This window comes from Paenibacillus terrae (assembly GCF_000943545.1).
GTDB classification, from domain to species: domain Bacteria; phylum Bacillota; class Bacilli; order Paenibacillales; family Paenibacillaceae; genus Paenibacillus; species Paenibacillus terrae_A.
Map to the genome: position 1 here is coordinate 1 of NZ_JTHP01000029.1, position 18113 is coordinate 18113.

The 18113-nt window shown below is 47.6% G+C and carries 10 protein-coding genes; 3 read left to right on the top strand and 7 right to left on the bottom strand.

Annotated features, from left to right (window positions below; all coding sequences use genetic code 11):
- Positions 1–54: 54 nt before the first annotated feature.
- Positions 55–936, bottom strand: coding sequence for a UTP--glucose-1-phosphate uridylyltransferase GalU (galU, locus tag QD47_RS14960; protein WP_044646890.1), 882 nt, complete (start codon positions 934–936; stop codon positions 55–57).
- Between the two features lie 186 nt (positions 937–1122).
- Here galU and QD47_RS14965 point away from each other — a divergent pair, with 186 nt between their 5' ends.
- Together QD47_RS14965 and QD47_RS14970 are read left to right on the top strand one after the other, a co-directional pair.
- Positions 1123–2154 (top strand): glycosyltransferase family 2 protein, encoded by a 1032-nt coding sequence (locus QD47_RS14965; RefSeq protein ID WP_052646778.1) that lies wholly within the window; start codon positions 1123–1125, stop codon positions 2152–2154.
- Positions 2155–2168: 14 nt separating this feature from the next.
- The gene (locus tag QD47_RS14970) at positions 2169–2606 is read left to right on the top strand and encodes a GtrA family protein (RefSeq protein WP_268794251.1); all 438 of its coding nucleotides are present in this window, start codon (positions 2169–2171) and stop codon (positions 2604–2606) included.
- A gap of 145 nt (positions 2607–2751) precedes the next feature.
- On the opposite strand, the gene QD47_RS14975 is transcribed toward QD47_RS14970, so the two are convergent.
- From QD47_RS14975 to QD47_RS14985, 3 genes are all read right to left on the bottom strand, one after another.
- On the bottom strand, positions 2752–5262 hold the full coding sequence (locus tag QD47_RS14975) for a U32 family peptidase (RefSeq protein ID WP_200893445.1): 2511 nt from the start codon (positions 5260–5262) through the stop codon (positions 2752–2754).
- 703 nt (positions 5263–5965) lie between these two features.
- Positions 5966–7879, bottom strand: coding sequence for a stalk domain-containing protein (locus tag QD47_RS14980; protein ID WP_044646893.1), 1914 nt, complete (start codon positions 7877–7879; stop codon positions 5966–5968).
- A gap of 48 nt (positions 7880–7927) precedes the next feature.
- On the bottom strand, positions 7928–9169 hold the full coding sequence (locus QD47_RS14985; RefSeq protein ID WP_044646894.1) for a S1C family serine protease: 1242 nt from the start codon (positions 9167–9169) through the stop codon (positions 7928–7930).
- A 342-nt stretch (positions 9170–9511) separates the two neighbouring features.
- On the opposite strand from QD47_RS14985, the gene QD47_RS14990 reads away from it, so the two are divergent.
- Positions 9512–11137, top strand: a complete 1626-nt coding sequence (locus tag QD47_RS14990) for a nitrite/sulfite reductase (protein WP_044646895.1) — start codon at positions 9512–9514, stop codon at positions 11135–11137.
- 158 nt (positions 11138–11295) lie between these two features.
- On the opposite strand, the gene QD47_RS14995 is transcribed toward QD47_RS14990, so the two are convergent.
- The 3 genes from QD47_RS14995 to uvrB form a co-directional block, all read right to left on the bottom strand.
- Entirely contained in the window at positions 11296–12501 is a 1206-nt protein-coding gene (locus QD47_RS14995) for a hypothetical protein (RefSeq protein WP_235332272.1), read from the bottom strand.
- A 417-nt stretch (positions 12502–12918) separates the two neighbouring features.
- On the bottom strand, positions 12919–15780 hold the full coding sequence (uvrA, locus tag QD47_RS15005; protein ID WP_044646898.1) for an excinuclease ABC subunit UvrA: 2862 nt from the start codon (positions 15778–15780) through the stop codon (positions 12919–12921).
- Positions 15781–15949: 169 nt separating this feature from the next.
- The gene (uvrB, locus tag QD47_RS15010) at positions 15950–17941 is read right to left on the bottom strand and encodes an excinuclease ABC subunit UvrB (RefSeq protein WP_044646899.1); all 1992 of its coding nucleotides are present in this window, start codon (positions 17939–17941) and stop codon (positions 15950–15952) included.
- Positions 17942–18113 lie beyond the last annotated feature (172 nt).

Consider the following 18113-nt stretch of genomic DNA (forward strand, 5'->3'; position numbering starts at 1 on the left):
TATCATCCGGTAGTCTCTTTTTTCATTTTGAGAAAGAGTGGTTTGGTGAGATGTTTATTTTTGTTGGTCAATCTTTTCAATAACCCGTCTCATATAAGCCAGCACTTCATCCTTGATTTCGTTATGCTGCAGGGCATAATGGATGGTTGTTTCAATGAACCCCAACTTTTCTCCAACGTCATGGCGATTGCCATCAAATTCGTAGGCCAGGATCGGATTCTTTTCACCCAGTTTGGACAATGCATCCGTCAATTGAATCTCCCCGCCTACTCCAGCGGATTGCTGCCCAAGGATATCAAAAATATCGGGCGTCAAGATATAGCGTCCCATGATCGCCAAGTTGGAGGTTGCTTCTTCCTTTTTCGGCTTTTCTACCAGACGTTCTGCTTCCGAGATTTTGGTGGTAAGTGCATGACCCTCAACAATCCCGTAACGATGAACCTCGTTCCAATCCACTTGCTTTACACCTACAACAGAGCGCTGATACTCGTCGAAAACGTCGATCATCTGTTTGAGACATGGATTCTCAGACTCAACGATGTCATCACCTAAAAGTACAGCAAAAGGCTCATCCCCTATGAATTTACGTGCACACCATATTGCGTGACCTAAACCTTTGGGCTCCTTTTGACGGATGTAGTGTATGTCTGCCATTTCTGATGGCTTGCGCACTTCATTGAGCAGATTCCATTTTTCCTTGGCGGCCAGATTATGCTCCAGTTCAAATGAGTAATCAAAATGATCCTCAATCGCTCTTTTACCTTTACCTGTTACGATAATAATATCTTCAATCCCAGATGCTACAGCCTCTTCAATAATATATTGAATGGTTGGCTTATCTACAATCGGAAGCATCTCCTTAGGCATCGCTTTGGTAGCAGGTAGAAAACGGGTTCCTAATCCCGCAGCAGGAATAATCGCTTTACGGATTTTCATGGGTTAAACTCCTTTTCAACAAAACTTACTAAATTATTCAATAATTTGAGTAGCGTTGTAAATTGCTAATAGTTTATTATAGCACTTAGTCATTGCAATGTTATATAATTCAAGTAAACCATATTATAAACTAAAAAAGATAGAAATATGAGTACCAGATAAGCCAAAATTTGAGGAGAGAGTTCTTTGGATTTAATAATCAGTAACCCTGTTTTAACGTTAGTTATTCCCTGTTTTAACGAAGAAGAAGTATTGCCTGAAACCATAAGCAGGCTTACGGTAATTCTTGAGGAGTTGGTAGAGTGCCAGCTCATTTCTAAACATAGTAAGATGTTGTTTGTTGATGATGGTAGCCGTGATAAAACATGGGAAATCATAGCATCATATAATCAGAATAATCCTTTTGTCAGTGGTCTCAAATTGGCGAAAAATGCGGGTCATCAAAACGCTTTATTATCTGGGTTAATGGAAGCTAAAGAAACATCTGATTGCGTGATATCCGTTGACGCGGACCTGCAGGATGATCTCAATGCCATCAGAGAATTTATAATAAAATTCAATGAAGGTTACGACATCGTATATGGGGTTCGAGAAAGTAGATCCACTGATACATTCTTCAAGCGTTCAACTGCTCAAGGCTTCTATCGTGTTATGAGTAAAATGGGAGTCAACATCGTATACAATCATGCGGACTACCGTTTAATGAGCAAACGAGTTCTGCAGGAACTAAGCAATTTTAAAGAGGTTAATCTCTTTTTACGTGGTCTAGTCCCGTTAATAGGATATAAGTCTACTGAAGTTTATTACGATCGACATGAACGCTTTGCAGGAGAGTCCAAATATCCTTTAAAGAAAATGCTCGCTTTTGCTTTCGATGGGATAACTTCATTTAGCATAACCCCAATTCGACTTATTTCTGCTGTAGGTTTCTCAATGTTTGGAATAAGTTTATTGATAACAGTGTATACCATTATTAGCAAGCTCCTTGGAACCACTGTCTGGGGCTGGTCTTCTTTAATGTTGTCCATCTGGTTTATAGGTGGTCTGCAACTTGTAGCACTAGGGCTCATTGGCGAGTATATCGGCAAAATATACAAAGAGGTAAAACAAAGACCCAAATATATTATTGAGACAATTTTAGATTCCCAGAGTACCTTAGATACTGAAAAAACAAAAAAAGTGAAAAATAGTGAAAGGGAAGCTGTGGCTGTCCAATAAACAGATGCGAACAGGTGACTAATTTGACTTTATTTCAGAATAGCTTTTTCCGTTTTCTTGTCGTAGGTGTTTTGAATACAATATGCGGTATGTCCGTCATGTTCCTGCTCTTTAACACTTTAGGGACTAACTACTGGTTATCCACCTTTATTGGTAATTCTGTAGGTGCCACTGTAAGCTATTTCCTAAACAAAAGATTTACTTTCAAAAACAATGCAAGCCATGGACAGACCATTTGGAGATTTGTCTTTATCATATTGATATGCTATTTATTATCGTATTGTCTCAGCTATTTAATCAGCCACTTCCTTATCTCAAGTTTGAGCATCAAAAACACCGAAATTCTAGGCAATCTGTCCATACTAATCGGGAATATATTTTATACCTTAATTAATTATGTTGGACAAAAGTTCATTGTTTTTTCCAGAAAAAAGGAAGCCCAAAAAGTATAACGATACGAGGTTCATAGTAATTAAAATAAACTCGCTGAAAAAAATAGAGTATGTGCTCTCGAGGCACATACTCTATTTTTTCACTTTTTCTACGTTCAATTATCAAAGCTGATCTAAATATGCTGTCATAACCTATAACATCCTTTTACTTTACCAGTTGCCCGCGTGTAACACCCAACTGATTCGTCGCTTTAAGCGTCTTCCAAACCTGCGTACCGCTGATCTCTCCGCGCAAGGCACGGTTGTAGAGGTCAATCACCTCTTGTACCTGCTCCGGGGTCTCCTCAAGAAACTCCACGCGGTAACGGGACACACCCAGCTCCATAAAGTTGGACAGGTACTCGGCACCTGATTGCTCAATGGCGTTGTATACCGTGTTGCGGCAGCCTTCATCCACGCGAACGGGGTGAGACATACCAATCCGGTCGCGCAGGGATGCGTGATGGTCCTCACACGGACGTCCGCAGTTGGTATAGTCCGTGCCTTCGCTCATGAAGGTGCAGTATACGCAATGTTCGGTATGGAACATCGGCATATGCTGCTGAATCACGATCTCCAGCTTATCGGTACGCGTGCGTCTGAGCATATCGACCATTTGCTGGATATTCAGGTCGTACGACGGCGTAACCAGGTCACAGCCTGAATCCAGGAACAGATCAGCCGCTTTGTGGTTGGCGACATTCAGCGAGAAGTCACCGATCAATTTCGGATGGTGTGCGTCCGGATTTTCCAACCGATGACGCATGTAGAAATACAGCGCCCCCGGATTGCGCACCAGTACAGCATCTGGCTTCAGGCGCAGGATGTTGTTGTGGTAGCCGTTTTCACCCGGCATGTGAATACGCGGGGTCGCCAGCGCAATTCGACGCCCTGCGGCGTGTACAGCCTCCACGGCTGCCGGGAATTGCTTGATGAACTCGAAGTCGGCGTAAATGAACTCCACACCGGCCTCCAGCGCAGCCTCAACCTGCGGGAGGCTGCGGCACAGCGCGGTCAGTTCTGCCTGACCGCGTGCCACTGGCGATGCGGGAACCGATGCATCGCCATACACCTCTACCGCCTGCTTCGTGTACACGGGCGGTTTGGGGCGCTCGCCCGCGAGCAATTCCACCGCCTGACGGCGGATGCTGTTCAGCTCGCGCATCGGCACGATGACGTCCCCATGCAGGTGGACGTCCAGCTCCTCCAGCTGGAACACCGTTCCGCCCAGTCGGCCGAACTGTTCTTCGAGCAGTTCGCGCGTCATTGGCCGCTTCTGGGCGATTTCAAGTTCCAGCTCGGAATCCACACGGACCGTCGTGCCTTTCTGCACATCGGTCCACCAGGTCGACAGCGGCTGCCCTGGAGAGCCGCTGACACGCACTTGTACCGGGAAGACGCGGTACGGCTTGTCGGTGTCGTACGTCTGGCGCAGACGCTTGTCCAGCGCCGGGTCGTTGGTCTTCCAAATACGGTCGCCGACATGTACACGGCGCAGATCGACATCGTTGCGTCCCGCTACGATGTCGATAATCCAGCCTTCTCCGGCTTCGCCCTCGATCTTTACACCCTTGCGACGGATATCGTATACGCGTCCGCCTTCTTCTTTTTGCGTGGGATCTCCCGCATCGAATACAATACCGTCGCCACGCTTCAGCGGTGCATCAATACGGCATACTACGCCGTCACGAAGGATTTGTTCTACCCGCCCCAGATAAACACCCCGGCTTTTCGGGAACGTACCGTCAACCAGCTTCTTATTATTCGTTCCTTCCAGAAACCCGTGCGTAAAGCCGCGTGAAAAGCTTTGCTGAAGCTCGCGGATATCTTCTTTGCTGGTCTTGGAAGTGTCACCTTCAAAATACTTATCAATCGCCTTACGGTACTTGCTGACCACGTTGGCTACATATTCAGGCGTTTTCAGTCGTCCTTCGATTTTAAAAGAAATGACACCTGCGCCAATCAACTCCGGCAGCAGATCAATGGCAGCCAAGTCCTTAGGTGACAGCAGATAAGTCACATCAGCCATCGGCTTTTGCACACCATCCACCATCAGATCGTAAGGCAAACGGCATGCCTGTGCGCATTCGCCACGGTTCGCAGAGCGTCCGCCCCACATTTCAGAAGTCAAGCATTGACCCGAGTAGGATACGCATAACGCGCCATGCACGAATACTTCCATTGGAAGTCTCGCTTGCTCACCTATTTTTTGAATCTGTTTCAAGTTATTTTCACGTCCGAGCACGACCCGCTCAATGTTGTACGGTTTTGTAAACTCTACTGCCTCTGGCGAGGTAATCGTCATCTGGGTAGAGCCATGGATGGGAAAATCCGGCGAAATATCGCGGATCATTTTCACCAAGCCCATATCCTGAGCAAGCAACGCATCCACACCTGCATCCACGCAGGCATCGACCAGCTCCTTGGCGTCCTCCAGCTCGTTTTCAAACACCAATATATTGAATGTCAAAAAGCCCTTAACCCCATAGCTATGCAAAAACGCCATAATTTCAGGCAGTTCATCCATACGGAAATTGTTCGCCCGCGCCCGTGCGTTGAACTTTTCCACCCCGAAAAAGATCGCATCGGCTCCATTCGCCACCGCCGCACGCATACAATCCCAGTCACCGGCTGGTGCCAGAAGCTCGACATCTTCTCTTCGTACTGCTAATTTCATCATTGTCCTCCCTATATGCTGAAAACGAATGATCACCCATTGGCTAATCGTTGTTTTCAGGGCAGCTATGCTGCTTACTTGGTAATCTTATGAGAATTCATCGACTCATTCCAAAGCTGATCATGCTGAGTCAGGGAAATCAAAGTCTATTAAGAATCACATTTTTAAATCCTATCTGTTTCTATCATCTTGTCCGATCATCCACACTCTGAACCATCGGTTCCTCGCATGAATTACATCCAACTCAAAAAATCCGCATCACAAATCTGCGGCATAATCATTCCTATCTTGTAACTAATCTAGTGTACCAGACTGCGCCCCAAGCTTCTACACTTTCCAAGCGATTCCTTCAAAAATATCATACTAAAAAATACTAAAAAACACCTCCAATCCCGTCAAACGGTACATTGGAAGTGCTGATTATATAAAGTAAGGCAGAATTCGCATGTTAAAATAACGCAAACAGCAGCCTTTGATCTTTCTGCTTACCTCACTTCTTTAAAAAGATTAGCACTCTGATCGTGGGCACCAGCGAAGCGGGCCATTTGAATCCGGAGAAGCGTCAGCGCTCGCCTTTGACCCGGGATTTTTACCATTCAATCCCTTATACAATCAAAGAATCCCGGGTCAACAGCGATCGCAGGATCAAATGGCATGCGTAGCGCTCTCCCACCATAACTGCCTAATCTTTTCCCTACACCCTCTATTTCACAAACATAAACGAATTCAGCGTTGAATCCAGTGCATTAGACTGAACGCCCGTATTGTTCGCGTCATTCAGCGTCGTTGTCACGGTATACGTTTTTCCGTCACGCTCCAGAACGATTTGGCGGCCTGTATAGCCAATGCCTTCTTCCACGCGGTGGAATGTAAAGGAAGCTGCCGAAACCCCGGCGAACGTCACGTCCTTAACCTCTTCAACCTTGAGATTTTTGTAGCTTTTACCCTGCTTATCGTAAAAGTCCTTGAGCTGGGATACCGTTAACTCGAACGATTTGTCATTATCGACTTTGATGGAGAAGCTTCCTCCGGTAAACTGGTACTCCACATCACCCAATTCAAATTGGTCACTGATCGCTGTCCAGTATCGTGGAATATTCACCGTGTACTCATAGGCTTTGGAAGTCTTTTTGACCGTTTTCGTTTTGTCTGCCAGATAGTCGTCCTCTTCCAGTTGTCCGAAATTGCTCGCTACAGTTTGGAAATCGATTTGAAGCGAGGAAATGAGCGCATTGAACTGATCATTCCCTTTGCTCACTTTTTCCGGCACAGCGTATTCAGCCAGATAGCGGTATCCATTTTGCTGAATCAGCACATTGTATTCCTTAACCCATCCGTCGCCAAAGTTGTATCGATACTCCTGAACCAGCCCCTGAACCCCCGCAACCTCAAGTGGATACGTCTTCTGGGCCTCATAAGCTGTAGACACAAATGAATCACTCAGCCACTTTTGCAGCTGTCGGCTCCAGTTTTCCAACTTGGCATCAGCCGGAGCTGAGGTCACTTTCAAGCGGAAACTTGATCCATCGTTGCTTTCGTACTGCATCCGCTGATCGTCCATTTTCCAACCTGCCGGTATGCTAAGCGACACACCATAGTCCGGGTTTCCAGCCTCACGTGTGCCCCCCACAACGGTCGACAGGTCTTTAATGCTTTTATCCTGTGCATTGAAGGAAGTCTTGAAGGAATTTAACAGACCCGCATACTGTGCGAGATCCTTATAATTCGTTGCTTTGGCATCGGAAAAATAAATGACATACAGCCGCCCGTTGTCATAATACTGACGGTTCTCCCACAGCACGCCGTCTCCATCCTTCGTAATGACACGCGCATAAGGTACCTTCGATTTCGGGAAGGATTTTCGATCTACAACGATCTCTCCCGTCTCCTTGGCGGTTTGCACCAATTGTTGGAGAAGGTCGTCCGCATTCAACGGAACCGGCTGTGAGGCCGTATGCACTTCCATATAATACGCACTATTCTCGTCCATAAATGTAGAGATGCTCTCATCCCCGCCACCCTGACCGATGACCAGTCCTGTCGGATAGTTCATGGACCAATCGTAGTAGCTGTTCCCGATCTGCGTCTTGCCCTCATCATTATCGATGCTCGGCGTCTCTTCCGCTACCTTACCTGCCTCTTCTTGCGCCTCCATCCGAATGACAATTCCCGCACCATTCTTCTCCAGCTTGCCCCCGAGACCTTCTGCTACTTGACGCAATGGAACCATCAGAATACCTGCTGACATTTCCGGTGGAGCCGGAAGTGTCACCTTGTGACCTCTCACCCAGGCAGTACGGCTACCGATGGTCAGCGATACGACGTGAGCGCCACTACTAATTTTGACCACATTATCTTCAGCCAGCCGAATTTTGCTGTTAAATGCTTTTTTGAACACACCAGCCGGAACCATCAGTGCACCGCTTTTCGAATAGGGCTTGGCAATACTTGCATTCTGGCCGTTCACGATGGCTGTGTTGCTGCCGCCTTGCAGACGCAGCTCCAAGATCGTTTTATCACTGTCCGCCGCAACTGCTGGCAAAGCAGATAGCAGAACGGACAATGCAACGGCGCCAGCTCCCAGCTTATGCATCATTTTTCTTTGAATATGCTTCACAATAATCTCCCTCTAGCTATATTTGATATCATAACGCTCCGTTTTCAATTACTTTCCTGTAACGGCCGCCTGTTGGACTGACTCAGATGCTTCCTTGGAAGGCGCTACATTGCCATCACCAGCCGACTCATCCGAGTCCCCGGAATCCTCTCCGCCCTGAATAGATTCATAGATTTCGCCATTATCCTGTGACAGTACCAACTTGCGTTTTACAATATCGCCGTCTGTCTGCATGAGTAAGCTCACCGTCTGCCCAGGCTGATAGCTTTTAAGCAACTCGTTGACGTCGATAGCGGAAGCCACACGCTTACCGTTTATGCTATACAGCTCGTCGCCTTCCTTGATTTTGGCCTGAACAGCACTAGCCGAAGTAATTTTTGTGACTTTCAAAGGGTCCTCTGTAGGCAGCCCCACGATCGCCGACCAGCTCTCTTCCAATCCTAGACCAAGACTGGCACGCCGAACCTCACCATACTTGAAAAATTGAGCAATCACATATTTCACCGTATCCGAAGGAATCGAAAAGCCCATATTTTCAATACCAACAGCCGAAAATTTCATTGTATTGATCCCGATTACCTCACCCTTGAGGTTTACAAGCGGACCGCCACTGTTACCAGGATTGATCGCAGTATCGCTTTGGATAAGTCGATAGGCAGCGTTGACGCCACGGTTCAATCCGCTGACGACACCCGAAGTTGCCGAATTACGCAGGGAAAAAGAGATAGGCGTTCCGATAGCCACTACCTGCTCTCCCACCTGAAGATTATTCGGCGAGCCTGCTAGGGTAGCAGGTTTAAGGAAGCTTGCTTTGATTTTAACCAACGCCAGGTCACTGACCGGATCGCTGTAGCTATCTGTAATACTGTAAGATTTACCGTCCGATGTCACGACCACAGCATCATTTAATCCTTCAATGACATGCGCATTCGTGACAATCCATCCATCTGTCCGAATGATGACCCCTGTGCCGTGAGCAAGGTTGTACCGATCTCCACCTGCCACGGCTTGTCCCGTTGCTGAGCGGCCGATGATGCCCACCACAGAGGGAGATACGTTTTTAACCACCTGCGGCACACGATCGGCCGATAACGTATATGTACCATTTGCGCTGTTATACGCGCCGCTGGTTCCTAATGCTTTATTCACATCGCCTACATTGACATAGACCCCGCCGTTAATGACCTTTGCCTTCAAAGCAGTTCCACTGCCGGCTGCACCTGCTGTTCCAGATACACACAAAGCGCTGCCCAAAGCCAGTATGACCGCCCTTTTCCCCATCTTACGCATAGTTTCACCTTTTCCTCTCTAACATGACCCTGTTCTATCAGTTAGTCCAAATCTACCATAGAGGAGACACGCATACAATCGCTTTTAGCCCTATCTTTTTCTAAAAAAGCTATGTTTGCCGCTAACATGACCCCTCATGTCATTTATACTATAAAATTACCAAATCCTTATATCAAGAAAATAAGCAAAAACGATAAATAATCGTTATAGCGTTTGGGCCATTCCTTCGTTTACTGGCACTTCCAACTATGATACCATCACATTATATCTAAGTTCTATTGTCGGAAATAAAAGTATAACTTTGAATCCCTGTAAACAACGCTTATGAAGGAGGTTAAAAGGATGGCTTACGAACCAATCTGGACCGCTCATCCCGATAAACTGAACAAATTCGAATTTGCCAAGCTGGAAAAGGACGGCCTCGACGTCATACGCACCATTATCGAAAACTATGCGAGCGAAGGCTTCGATTCGATCACTGCGGACGATATGGATCGTTTCAAATGGGCCGGAGTGTATCAGCAAAAGCCCAAGGATGGCCATTTCATGATGCGTGTCCGCATCAACACAGGTATCATGACATCAGCGCAGGCACATGCATTGGCAGACATAGCCACGCTGTACGGACGCGGTCTCGTTGATGTTACCACCCGTCAGGCTATTCAGTTTCACTGGCTGACGGTTCAAGACTTACCCGATATTTTCGAGCGGCTGGAAAAAGTCGATTTGTACTCCTTTGAAGCCTGTGGCGACTGCCCGCGTACAATTGTTGGCAATCCTTTGGCAGGCATTGATCCGAATGAATTGGTCGACACCAAGGACATTGTGGATGAAGTCAACCGTTTTTTCGTATTAAATCGGGACTTCTCCAATCTGCCGCGTAAATACAAGATGTCCATCTCCGGTAATACGTACAATAACGCGCAGGCTGAAATTAACGATTTGTCCTTTACGCCAGCCACTAAAGTAATCGACGGGGAAGAAGTCATCGGCTTCCATGTGATGGTCGGTGGGGGCTTATCCGCCAAGCCGCATTTGGCGCAATCGCTGGACCTGTTTGTCCGTCCTGATGAAGTTTTGAAGGTTTCCATTGCAGTCACCACCATTTTCCGTGATTACGGCTATCGGGAAAAACGGCACCATGCTCGCCTGAAATTCCTCATCGCCGATTGGGGCCCGGAAAAGTTTTTAGCCAAGCTCACCGAGTATATCGGCGAAATGCCCGGCCGGGGCGAAGATAAAACGATCGGCTGGCAAGCAGCTTATTTTGACGGCGTGCATCCACAAGCGCAGCAGGGTCTAAACTATGTCGGCCTGAACGTGCCCGTAGGCCGTCTGGATGCTGACGAGCTGCATGAGCTGGCCAACCTGGCTGATCGCTACGGTGATGGACAGATTCGTACGACCATGTCGCAAAATATTTTGCTGAGCGGCGTCCCGGACGACCAGGTGGATGAATTACTACAGGCTCCTGTGCTGCAACGTCTGACGCCACAGCCCAAGCATTTTATGAGCCGTACCGTTTCATGCACCGGGAATGAATTCTGCAATCTGGCGATTGTGGAGACTAAAAAGCGGGCGGTTGACGTTGCCGAGTATTTGGATCAGCACGTAGAGCTGGATGAAAAAGTGCGCATTCATTTCATCGGCTGCCCGAATTCCTGCGGACACAAGCATATCGCAGACATCGGTCTGCAAGGCTCGCTTATTAAGACACCCGAAGGCATGGTCGACGCGTTCGACATTGCTGTCGGTGGAGCGCTCGGACCGGGTGCCCAGTTCAATAAAGCGCTCAAAGGCCGCGTACGTGGTGATCAGGTCGGCCCTGTGTTGGCAGAACTGATTCTGTTCTACAAAGAAAATCGAAACGCCGATGAAACTTTTTATGCGTATGTACAACGAGTAGGCATTCCGACTTTTCAGGAAAAGCTATCTGCTATTTTGCAGTCCAGCACCGTCGCTTCCTGAGGCTTGTAAGTAAAGCTCTTCTATTAATGTGTTCTCATAACCTAATAGGCATTCCAAGGCAGCCTGTTTGTATCTCGCATACAAGCAGGCTGTTTCCTTTTGGTCAAAACATGGCTGCAAAAGGTCATCTTCTGCGCTTTCAAAAAAAAGACACCGGATTATTCCGGTATCCATATTTTTGCAAAATCAAGCACTACCGGTTTATGAGCGCCACCGGATGTGGATGTCACCACTGCATAGCCTATCGGTATTTTGTATATGAGTCCTGTGTCATATCGGATGCCGAAGGAATTGTCTTCCTTGTAATGGGTAGTGGTTTCCCAAACCTTCGCACCGTTTCCTTTCAAGCCAGTGATGGTGATCCCATGCATCTTCGTGGTGCTTCCCAGCGGATCATATCGGTCACTAAACCGAACGTACACCTGCTCCTCCGGCAGATATACCCGGTCAGTCGGATAATCCTCTGTATCACCGAACAATTGCAGTCCGTTGCTCAAAATCTGTGTACGCTTGCTGCTCCCTTTAAGCCCTGTCACGGCAATATGGCCGCCAGGCAACTCGCGTACTTCTGAAATGTCTTTACCAGAGCCCAGGTCAAAATTGATGTTACGGATTTCCCGTCCGTACACATCTGCCTGTACTCCTACCGGGCCATGAGGACTGTTCATAAGTGCATAGTATCCATCGTGATTGCCAACCAACCAACCCGAAGTCACCCCGTCCTTCGTTCGATTCCACAGCTCCTCACCAGCTTCTGAGTATTTGAGTATGGTAAATGCTTGCTCATCCCGATTTAGAGAGGAAACAAGAAATCCGCCGTCCGCAAGCGGTTCCAAACCTATAAGGGAGTTTTGTCCATGGGATGCCAAGCCATCCATTTGTAACGTTTTGGACCACACGCTATTCCCGTCCTCATCTAACCGTGAAGCCTGTAACTCCCGTATCCCATCTGGCTTCGTATAGTCGATAAGCAGCAGCGAGCCACCATCCGACGTCTCCCGCTGGACTCCCCTACTGCTTGCACCAGGCTGCACGTTCAGATCCAGCTCATGTTTCCACACACCCTCCAGCGAGCTGTCCAGCTTGCCGTACGTGACATGCACCACACTTGTCTCAGTGTTGTCTTCGATGTTCAGTACCAGAAACCCACCATTCGCTGCGGGCTGAATATAATTGTGTAGATTCCCTTCATCCTCAAAGCTTCCAATCGCCGCGCTTGTTTCAATCTCAGCCTGCTTGGGTACAGCCACCTCGGACACCTCGGATGCATAAGACGGAACAGCGCTAAACCCCATGACCAATGCCGCTAAAGCAACTCCTGCTGTCCATGAATAAACACGTGTACGTAGAAACCCGTTTCGCATTCCCTTCAAACGTTCCAGCTCCCTTCATGACTTTACCTCAGAGATGTTTTTAAAAACCTTAGATGTGATAAGACTACAGACGGTTTCGCTTCAACTTGTAATGGTTGTCACGTGGGCACGGAACTTCATGCGATGCTATACAATCATGAGTTATATATTTACCTCTTCAAGCCCGAGCCCAAACATTTGAAACTCCAAAATGGAGACTGCTCCGAGACTTTCTGCCGATGAATATACGTATAGATTTATTATTCCAGCGCTTGGTAAACTATGTGTCACATGCTTTAACGCAAGATTTGGATAAAAGTTCTCTTTTTTTACAAAATAAAGCCCCACCAAGGCAAAGGAATGAATACGGTAATTCGTATTCTGCCTCCATACCTGTGTGGGGCTTACAAGACTTACATAAAATGATGTCTACAGATCGGCTGTCTGAAGCGCTTGGCTGCGCTGTGTATCCCGTTCAAGGATCGGCTTCAAATACCGTCCTGTATAGGATTCTTCGACCTTCACGAGCTGCTCAGGTGTCCCAGTAGCCAAAATCGTGCCACCGCCGCTACCGCCTTCCGGTCCCAAATCAATCAGATAATCGGCTGTTTTAATCACATCCAGATTATGCTCAATGACCAATACTGTTTCTCCCGAATCGACCAAACGATGCAGCACCGTCAGCAATCGGTCAATATCGTGAACATGCAGACCCGTTGTCGGCTCGTCCAAAATGTAAATCGTCTTACCCGTGCTGCGACGATACAGTTCGGAAGCCAGCTTCACACGCTGCGCTTCGCCCCCGGACAAGGTAGTCGCAGGCTGTCCCAGCTTGATATATCCCAAACCTACATCCAGCAGCGTCTGAATCTTGCGATGAATCTTCGGAATATTTTCAAAAAACTCTGTCGCATCCTCTACTGTCATTTCCAGCACATCGGCAATACTTTTACTTTTGTACTTCACTTCAAGAGTTTCCCGATTATAGCGTTTGCCCTTACACACTTCACACGGAACGTATACATCCGGCAGAAAGTGCATTTCAATCTTGATAATGCCGTCGCCCTTGCAAGCCTCGCAACGACCACCCTTAATGTTAAAGCTAAAGCGACCTTTTTGGTAGCCTCGGACCTTGGCCTCATTTGTTTTTGAAAATAAATCACGAATATCATCAAATACCCCGGTGTAGGTTGCAGGATTTGAACGCGGCGTGCGGCCGATCGGAGACTGATCAATCTCAACGACCTTATCGATATTTTCAAGCCCGCGAATTTCCTTATGTTGACCTGGACGCACTCTGGCCCGGTTCAGATCACGCGCCAGCGTTTTGTATAGAATTTCGTTGACCAGCGTTGACTTCCCAGATCCGGATACGCCAGTAACAGCCGTGAAAATACCTAACGGGATTTTAACATTCAAATTTTTGAGATTGTTCTCCTTAGCCCCGCGGACCTCCAGCCACTTATCCGTAGGCTTGCGCCGTTCGGTATTGACCGGAATGAACTTGCGTCCGCTCAAATATTGCCCGGTTAAGGAATTCGGGTCTTCCATGACTTCCTGCGGAGTCCCCTGTGACATGATCATGCCGCCGTGGATTCCGGCCCCCGGACCGATATCAATAATATAGTCGGCCGCCATCATCGTATCTTCGTCATGCTCCACCACAATCAGCGTATTCCCCAGATTCCGCATATGCTCCAATGCACTAATCAGGCGGTCATTATCCCGCTGATGCAACCCTATGCTTGGCTCGTCCAAAATATACAGTACACCCATCAGGCTGGAACCGATCTGTGTCGCCAACCGGATACGTTGTGCCTCACCACCGGATAACGTGCCCGCTGCACGACTTAAGGTCAGGTACTCCAATCCAACATTAACGAGAAATCCCAAACGGCTGTTAATTTCCTTAAAAATGAGATTGGCAATGGACTGTTCCTTCTCACTCAACACCAGCGTTTTGAAAAATTGAGACGCTTCGCCGATGGACAAATCAGTTACATAGGCAATGTTACGCTCCTGAATAGTCACCGCCAGAGTTTCTTTCTTCAAACGATGTCCCTTACAGGTGTTACACGGCTTTGCGCTCATAAATCCTTCAATAAACTCACGGATACCATCCGAAGCTGTGTCACGATAGCGACGCTCCAGATTCGGGATAATTCCCTCGAAGGTCACATAGGCTTCCTTGCGTTGGCCAAAATCATTTTCATAACGAAACCGGATCTTCTGGTCGCCTGTTCCATGTAATATGGTGTTCATTTGTTCCGTGGTCAGTTGGCTGACAGGAATGTTCTGTGAAATACTATAATGCTCGCATACGGACTGCAAAAACTGCGGATAATAGGTGGAGGTTCCTCCACTCCACGCCTGAAATGCTCCATCTTCTACACTTTTCTCCGGGTCAGGAATAAGCAGGTCGGGGTCGACAACCATTTTAACGCCCAATCCGTCACAATCCGGGCAAGCACCGAATGGACTGTTAAAAGAGAACATCCGCGGCGACAGCTCGTCTATACTGAAACCACAGATTGGACAGGCAAAATTAGAACTGAAACGCAACTCTTCTTGCCCCATCATGTCCACCAGCAACTGACCTCCCGAAAGGTTCAATGCTGTCTCAATAGAATCGGACAGACGTGTACGCACATCCTCCTTAACCACGATCCGGTCTACAACCACTTCAATGGAATGCTTCTTGTTTTTCTCCAGTTCGATCTTTTCGGATAACTCACGCAGTTCGCCATTGACACGCACCCGTACAAAGCCTTGCTTGGCAATATCCGCAAACAGCGTTTTATGCTCACCTTTGCGTCCTGAAACCAACGGAGCCAAAATTTGCAGTCTTGTCTTTTCAGGATATTGCAAAATGCGGTCCACCATTTGTTCAACCGTTTGTGATGTAATTTCAACGCCATGTTCAGGACAATGAGGGTGACCAATTCGAGCAAACAGCAACCGCAAATAGTCATAAATCTCCGTAACCGTACCAACGGTAGAACGCGGGTTACGGCTCGTAGTCTTTTGGTCAATGGAAATCGCAGGAGACAGTCCGTCAATGGAATCCACATCCGGTTTCTCCATCTGTCCCAGGAATTGACGCGCATACGCGGATAAAGACTCCACATAACGCCGCTGTCCTTCTGCATAAATCGTATCGAAAGCCAGTGACGATTTACCTGAGCCACTTAGCCCCGTCAGGACGACAAATTTGTCCCTAGGGATGGTCACGTCAATATTTTTGAGATTATGCGCTCGAGCGCCTTTGATGATGATGCTTTCATTCGCCAAATGTTTCATCTCCTTAGCCATAGTTCACGTCATGCTATATTGCGATGGAATACCCCATGCAAGTGATATATCGCAAAGAGAACGACCACATGGGCCGCCCTCGCTATTTTTAAAAGCAATCATCCATTTCATTTTCAATGTGTTCACACTACTAGACGTCCCTGAAAGCTTAATCAGCCCGCAGTTCCAGCAAAGCGTCACGCAACTCGGCGGCGCGCTCGAACTGAAGATTCTTGGCAGCATCCTTCATTTCCGCTTCCAAACGCTGAATCAGCGACTGACGCTCCTTCTTGGAAAGTTTACCCGTCTCACCAGGAAGGTAATCATTACGCGCCTCGGCCACCTTGGTCGCTTCAATGACATCACGAATCTTTTTACGAATCGTTTGCGGGGTAATGCCATGGTCTTCATTATACTGAATTTGAATCGCACGGCGGCGTTCGGTTTCTTTTATCGCTTTATCCATAGAATCCGTAATTTTGTCACCGTACATAATAACACGGCCATCGCTATTCCGTGCTGCCCGTCCAATGGTTTGGATGAGCGAACGTTCGGAACGCAGGAAGCCTTCCTTGTCCGCATCCAAAATCGTCACCAGTGATACTTCTGGCAAATCCAGACCTTCCCGCAACAGATTGATTCCAATCAGGACATCAAAGGTACCCAAACGAAGATCACGTAAAATCGCCATCCGCTCCAGTGTCTTAATCTCGGAGTGCATATATCGGACCTTGATACCCACTTCTTTTAAATAGTCGGTCAGATCCTCAGACATTTTCTTGGTAAGCGTGGTGACCAGTACCCGCTCCTCACGCTCCATCCGAAGCCGTATCTCGCTAATGAGATCGTCGATCTGTCCCTTGCTCGGCCGCACCTCAATGATCGGGTCAAGAAGCCCCGTAGGTCGGATGATCTGTTGCACAGTCGTTTCGCATTTCTCCAGCTCATAGGGGCCTGGTGTAGCTGATACGTAGACGATCTGACTCACCTTGTCCTCGAACTCTTCAAACTTCAGCGGGCGGTTATCCAGCGCAGATGGCAGACGGAAACCATGGTCCACCAGTACATTCTTACGTGCTTGGTCACCATTATACATCGCCCGAATCTGCGGCAACGTAACATGAGACTCATCAATCACGATCAGCATATCATCCGGAAAATAATCCATCAGCGTATACGGTGTCGCCCCCCGCTCGCGGAATGTCAGTGGACCTGAGTAATTCTCGACGCCGGAACAAAAACCGACCTCTTTCATCATCTCGATATCATAGCGGGTACGTTGCTCCAAACGTTGTGCCTCCAGCAGCTTCCCCTGTTCCTTCAGCTCCACTAACCGCTCTTCAAGCTCACGTTCAATGTTGACCAGTGCTACCTTCATCGTATCCTCATGAGTAACGAAGTGAGATGCAGGGAAAATGGCAATATGATCACGTTCACCGATCAATTCACCCGTAAGCACATTAATCTCGGTGATCCGTTCAATTTCATCCCCGAACAGTTCTACCCGTATAGCGTGTTCCCCATGGGAAGCCGGGAATATTTCAACAACATCCCCCCGTACACGGAAAGTACCCCGCACGAAGTTGATATCGTTCCGCTGATATTGAATATCGACCAAGCGGGACAAAATCTGATTGCGGGGTTTCTCCATGCCGACTCTAAGCGAGAGCAGCAGGCTTGAATATTCTTTCGGGGAACCCAGACCATAAATGCAGGAGACACTCGCTACAATAATAACGTCACGACGCTCAAACAGAGAGCTTGTGGCTGAGTGGCGAAGTTTATCAATCTCCTCATTGATGCTGGAATCCTTCTCAATATACGTATCGGAAGACGGAATGTATGCTTCCGGTTGGTAGTAATCATAGTAACTGACAAAATAATCGACTGAGTTATTCGGAAAAAACTCCTTAAACTCACTCGCCAGTTGGGCAGCCAAAGTCTTGTTATGCGCAATAACCAGAGTAGGCCGATTCAATTTGGCAATCGTCTGTGCGATGGTAAACGTCTTACCTGTTCCCGTAGCACCCAACAGCGTTTGATGTTTTTTTCCTTTAGTAATCCCCTCTACCAATTCAAGAATGGCATGAGGCTGATCGCCTTGAGGTTGGAATTCCGACTGAATTTCAAAAGTCTTATCGCTAACAACGATATCACTCATTGCCCTGCATCACCCTTATCGTCTAAAATGGAAACATCATGTTTCTACAACAGTCGAGTTGAAACGTCTTTACCTGTAAACCTATGTCGATATTTCCCGAGCAATGATACTTGGGAAATATGGTTGGATAGGAATGTTTGTTCCCGTATTATACCTCTTTCTTTCCTTGGAT

Bases quoted from the DNA above. Each gene is read 5' to 3' on its own strand.
- QD47_RS14985 (WP_044646894.1), bottom strand. From the start codon at position 9,169: ATGCGTAAGATGGGGAAAAGGGCGGTCATACTGGCTTTGGGCAGCGCT.
- QD47_RS14975 (WP_200893445.1), bottom strand. From the start codon at position 5,262: ATGAAATTAGCAGTACGAAGAGAAGATGTCGAGCTTCTGGCACCAGCC.
- galU (WP_044646890.1), bottom strand. From the start codon at position 936: ATGAAAATCCGTAAAGCGATTATTCCTGCTGCGGGATTAGGAACCCGT.
- QD47_RS14990 (WP_044646895.1), top strand. From the start codon at position 9,512: ATGGCTTACGAACCAATCTGGACCGCTCATCCCGATAAACTGAACAAA.
- uvrB (WP_044646899.1), bottom strand. From the start codon at position 17,941: ATGAGTGATATCGTTGTTAGCGATAAGACTTTTGAAATTCAGTCGGAA.
- QD47_RS14995 (WP_235332272.1), bottom strand. From the start codon at position 12,501: ATGCGAAACGGGTTTCTACGTACACGTGTTTATTCATGGACAGCAGGA.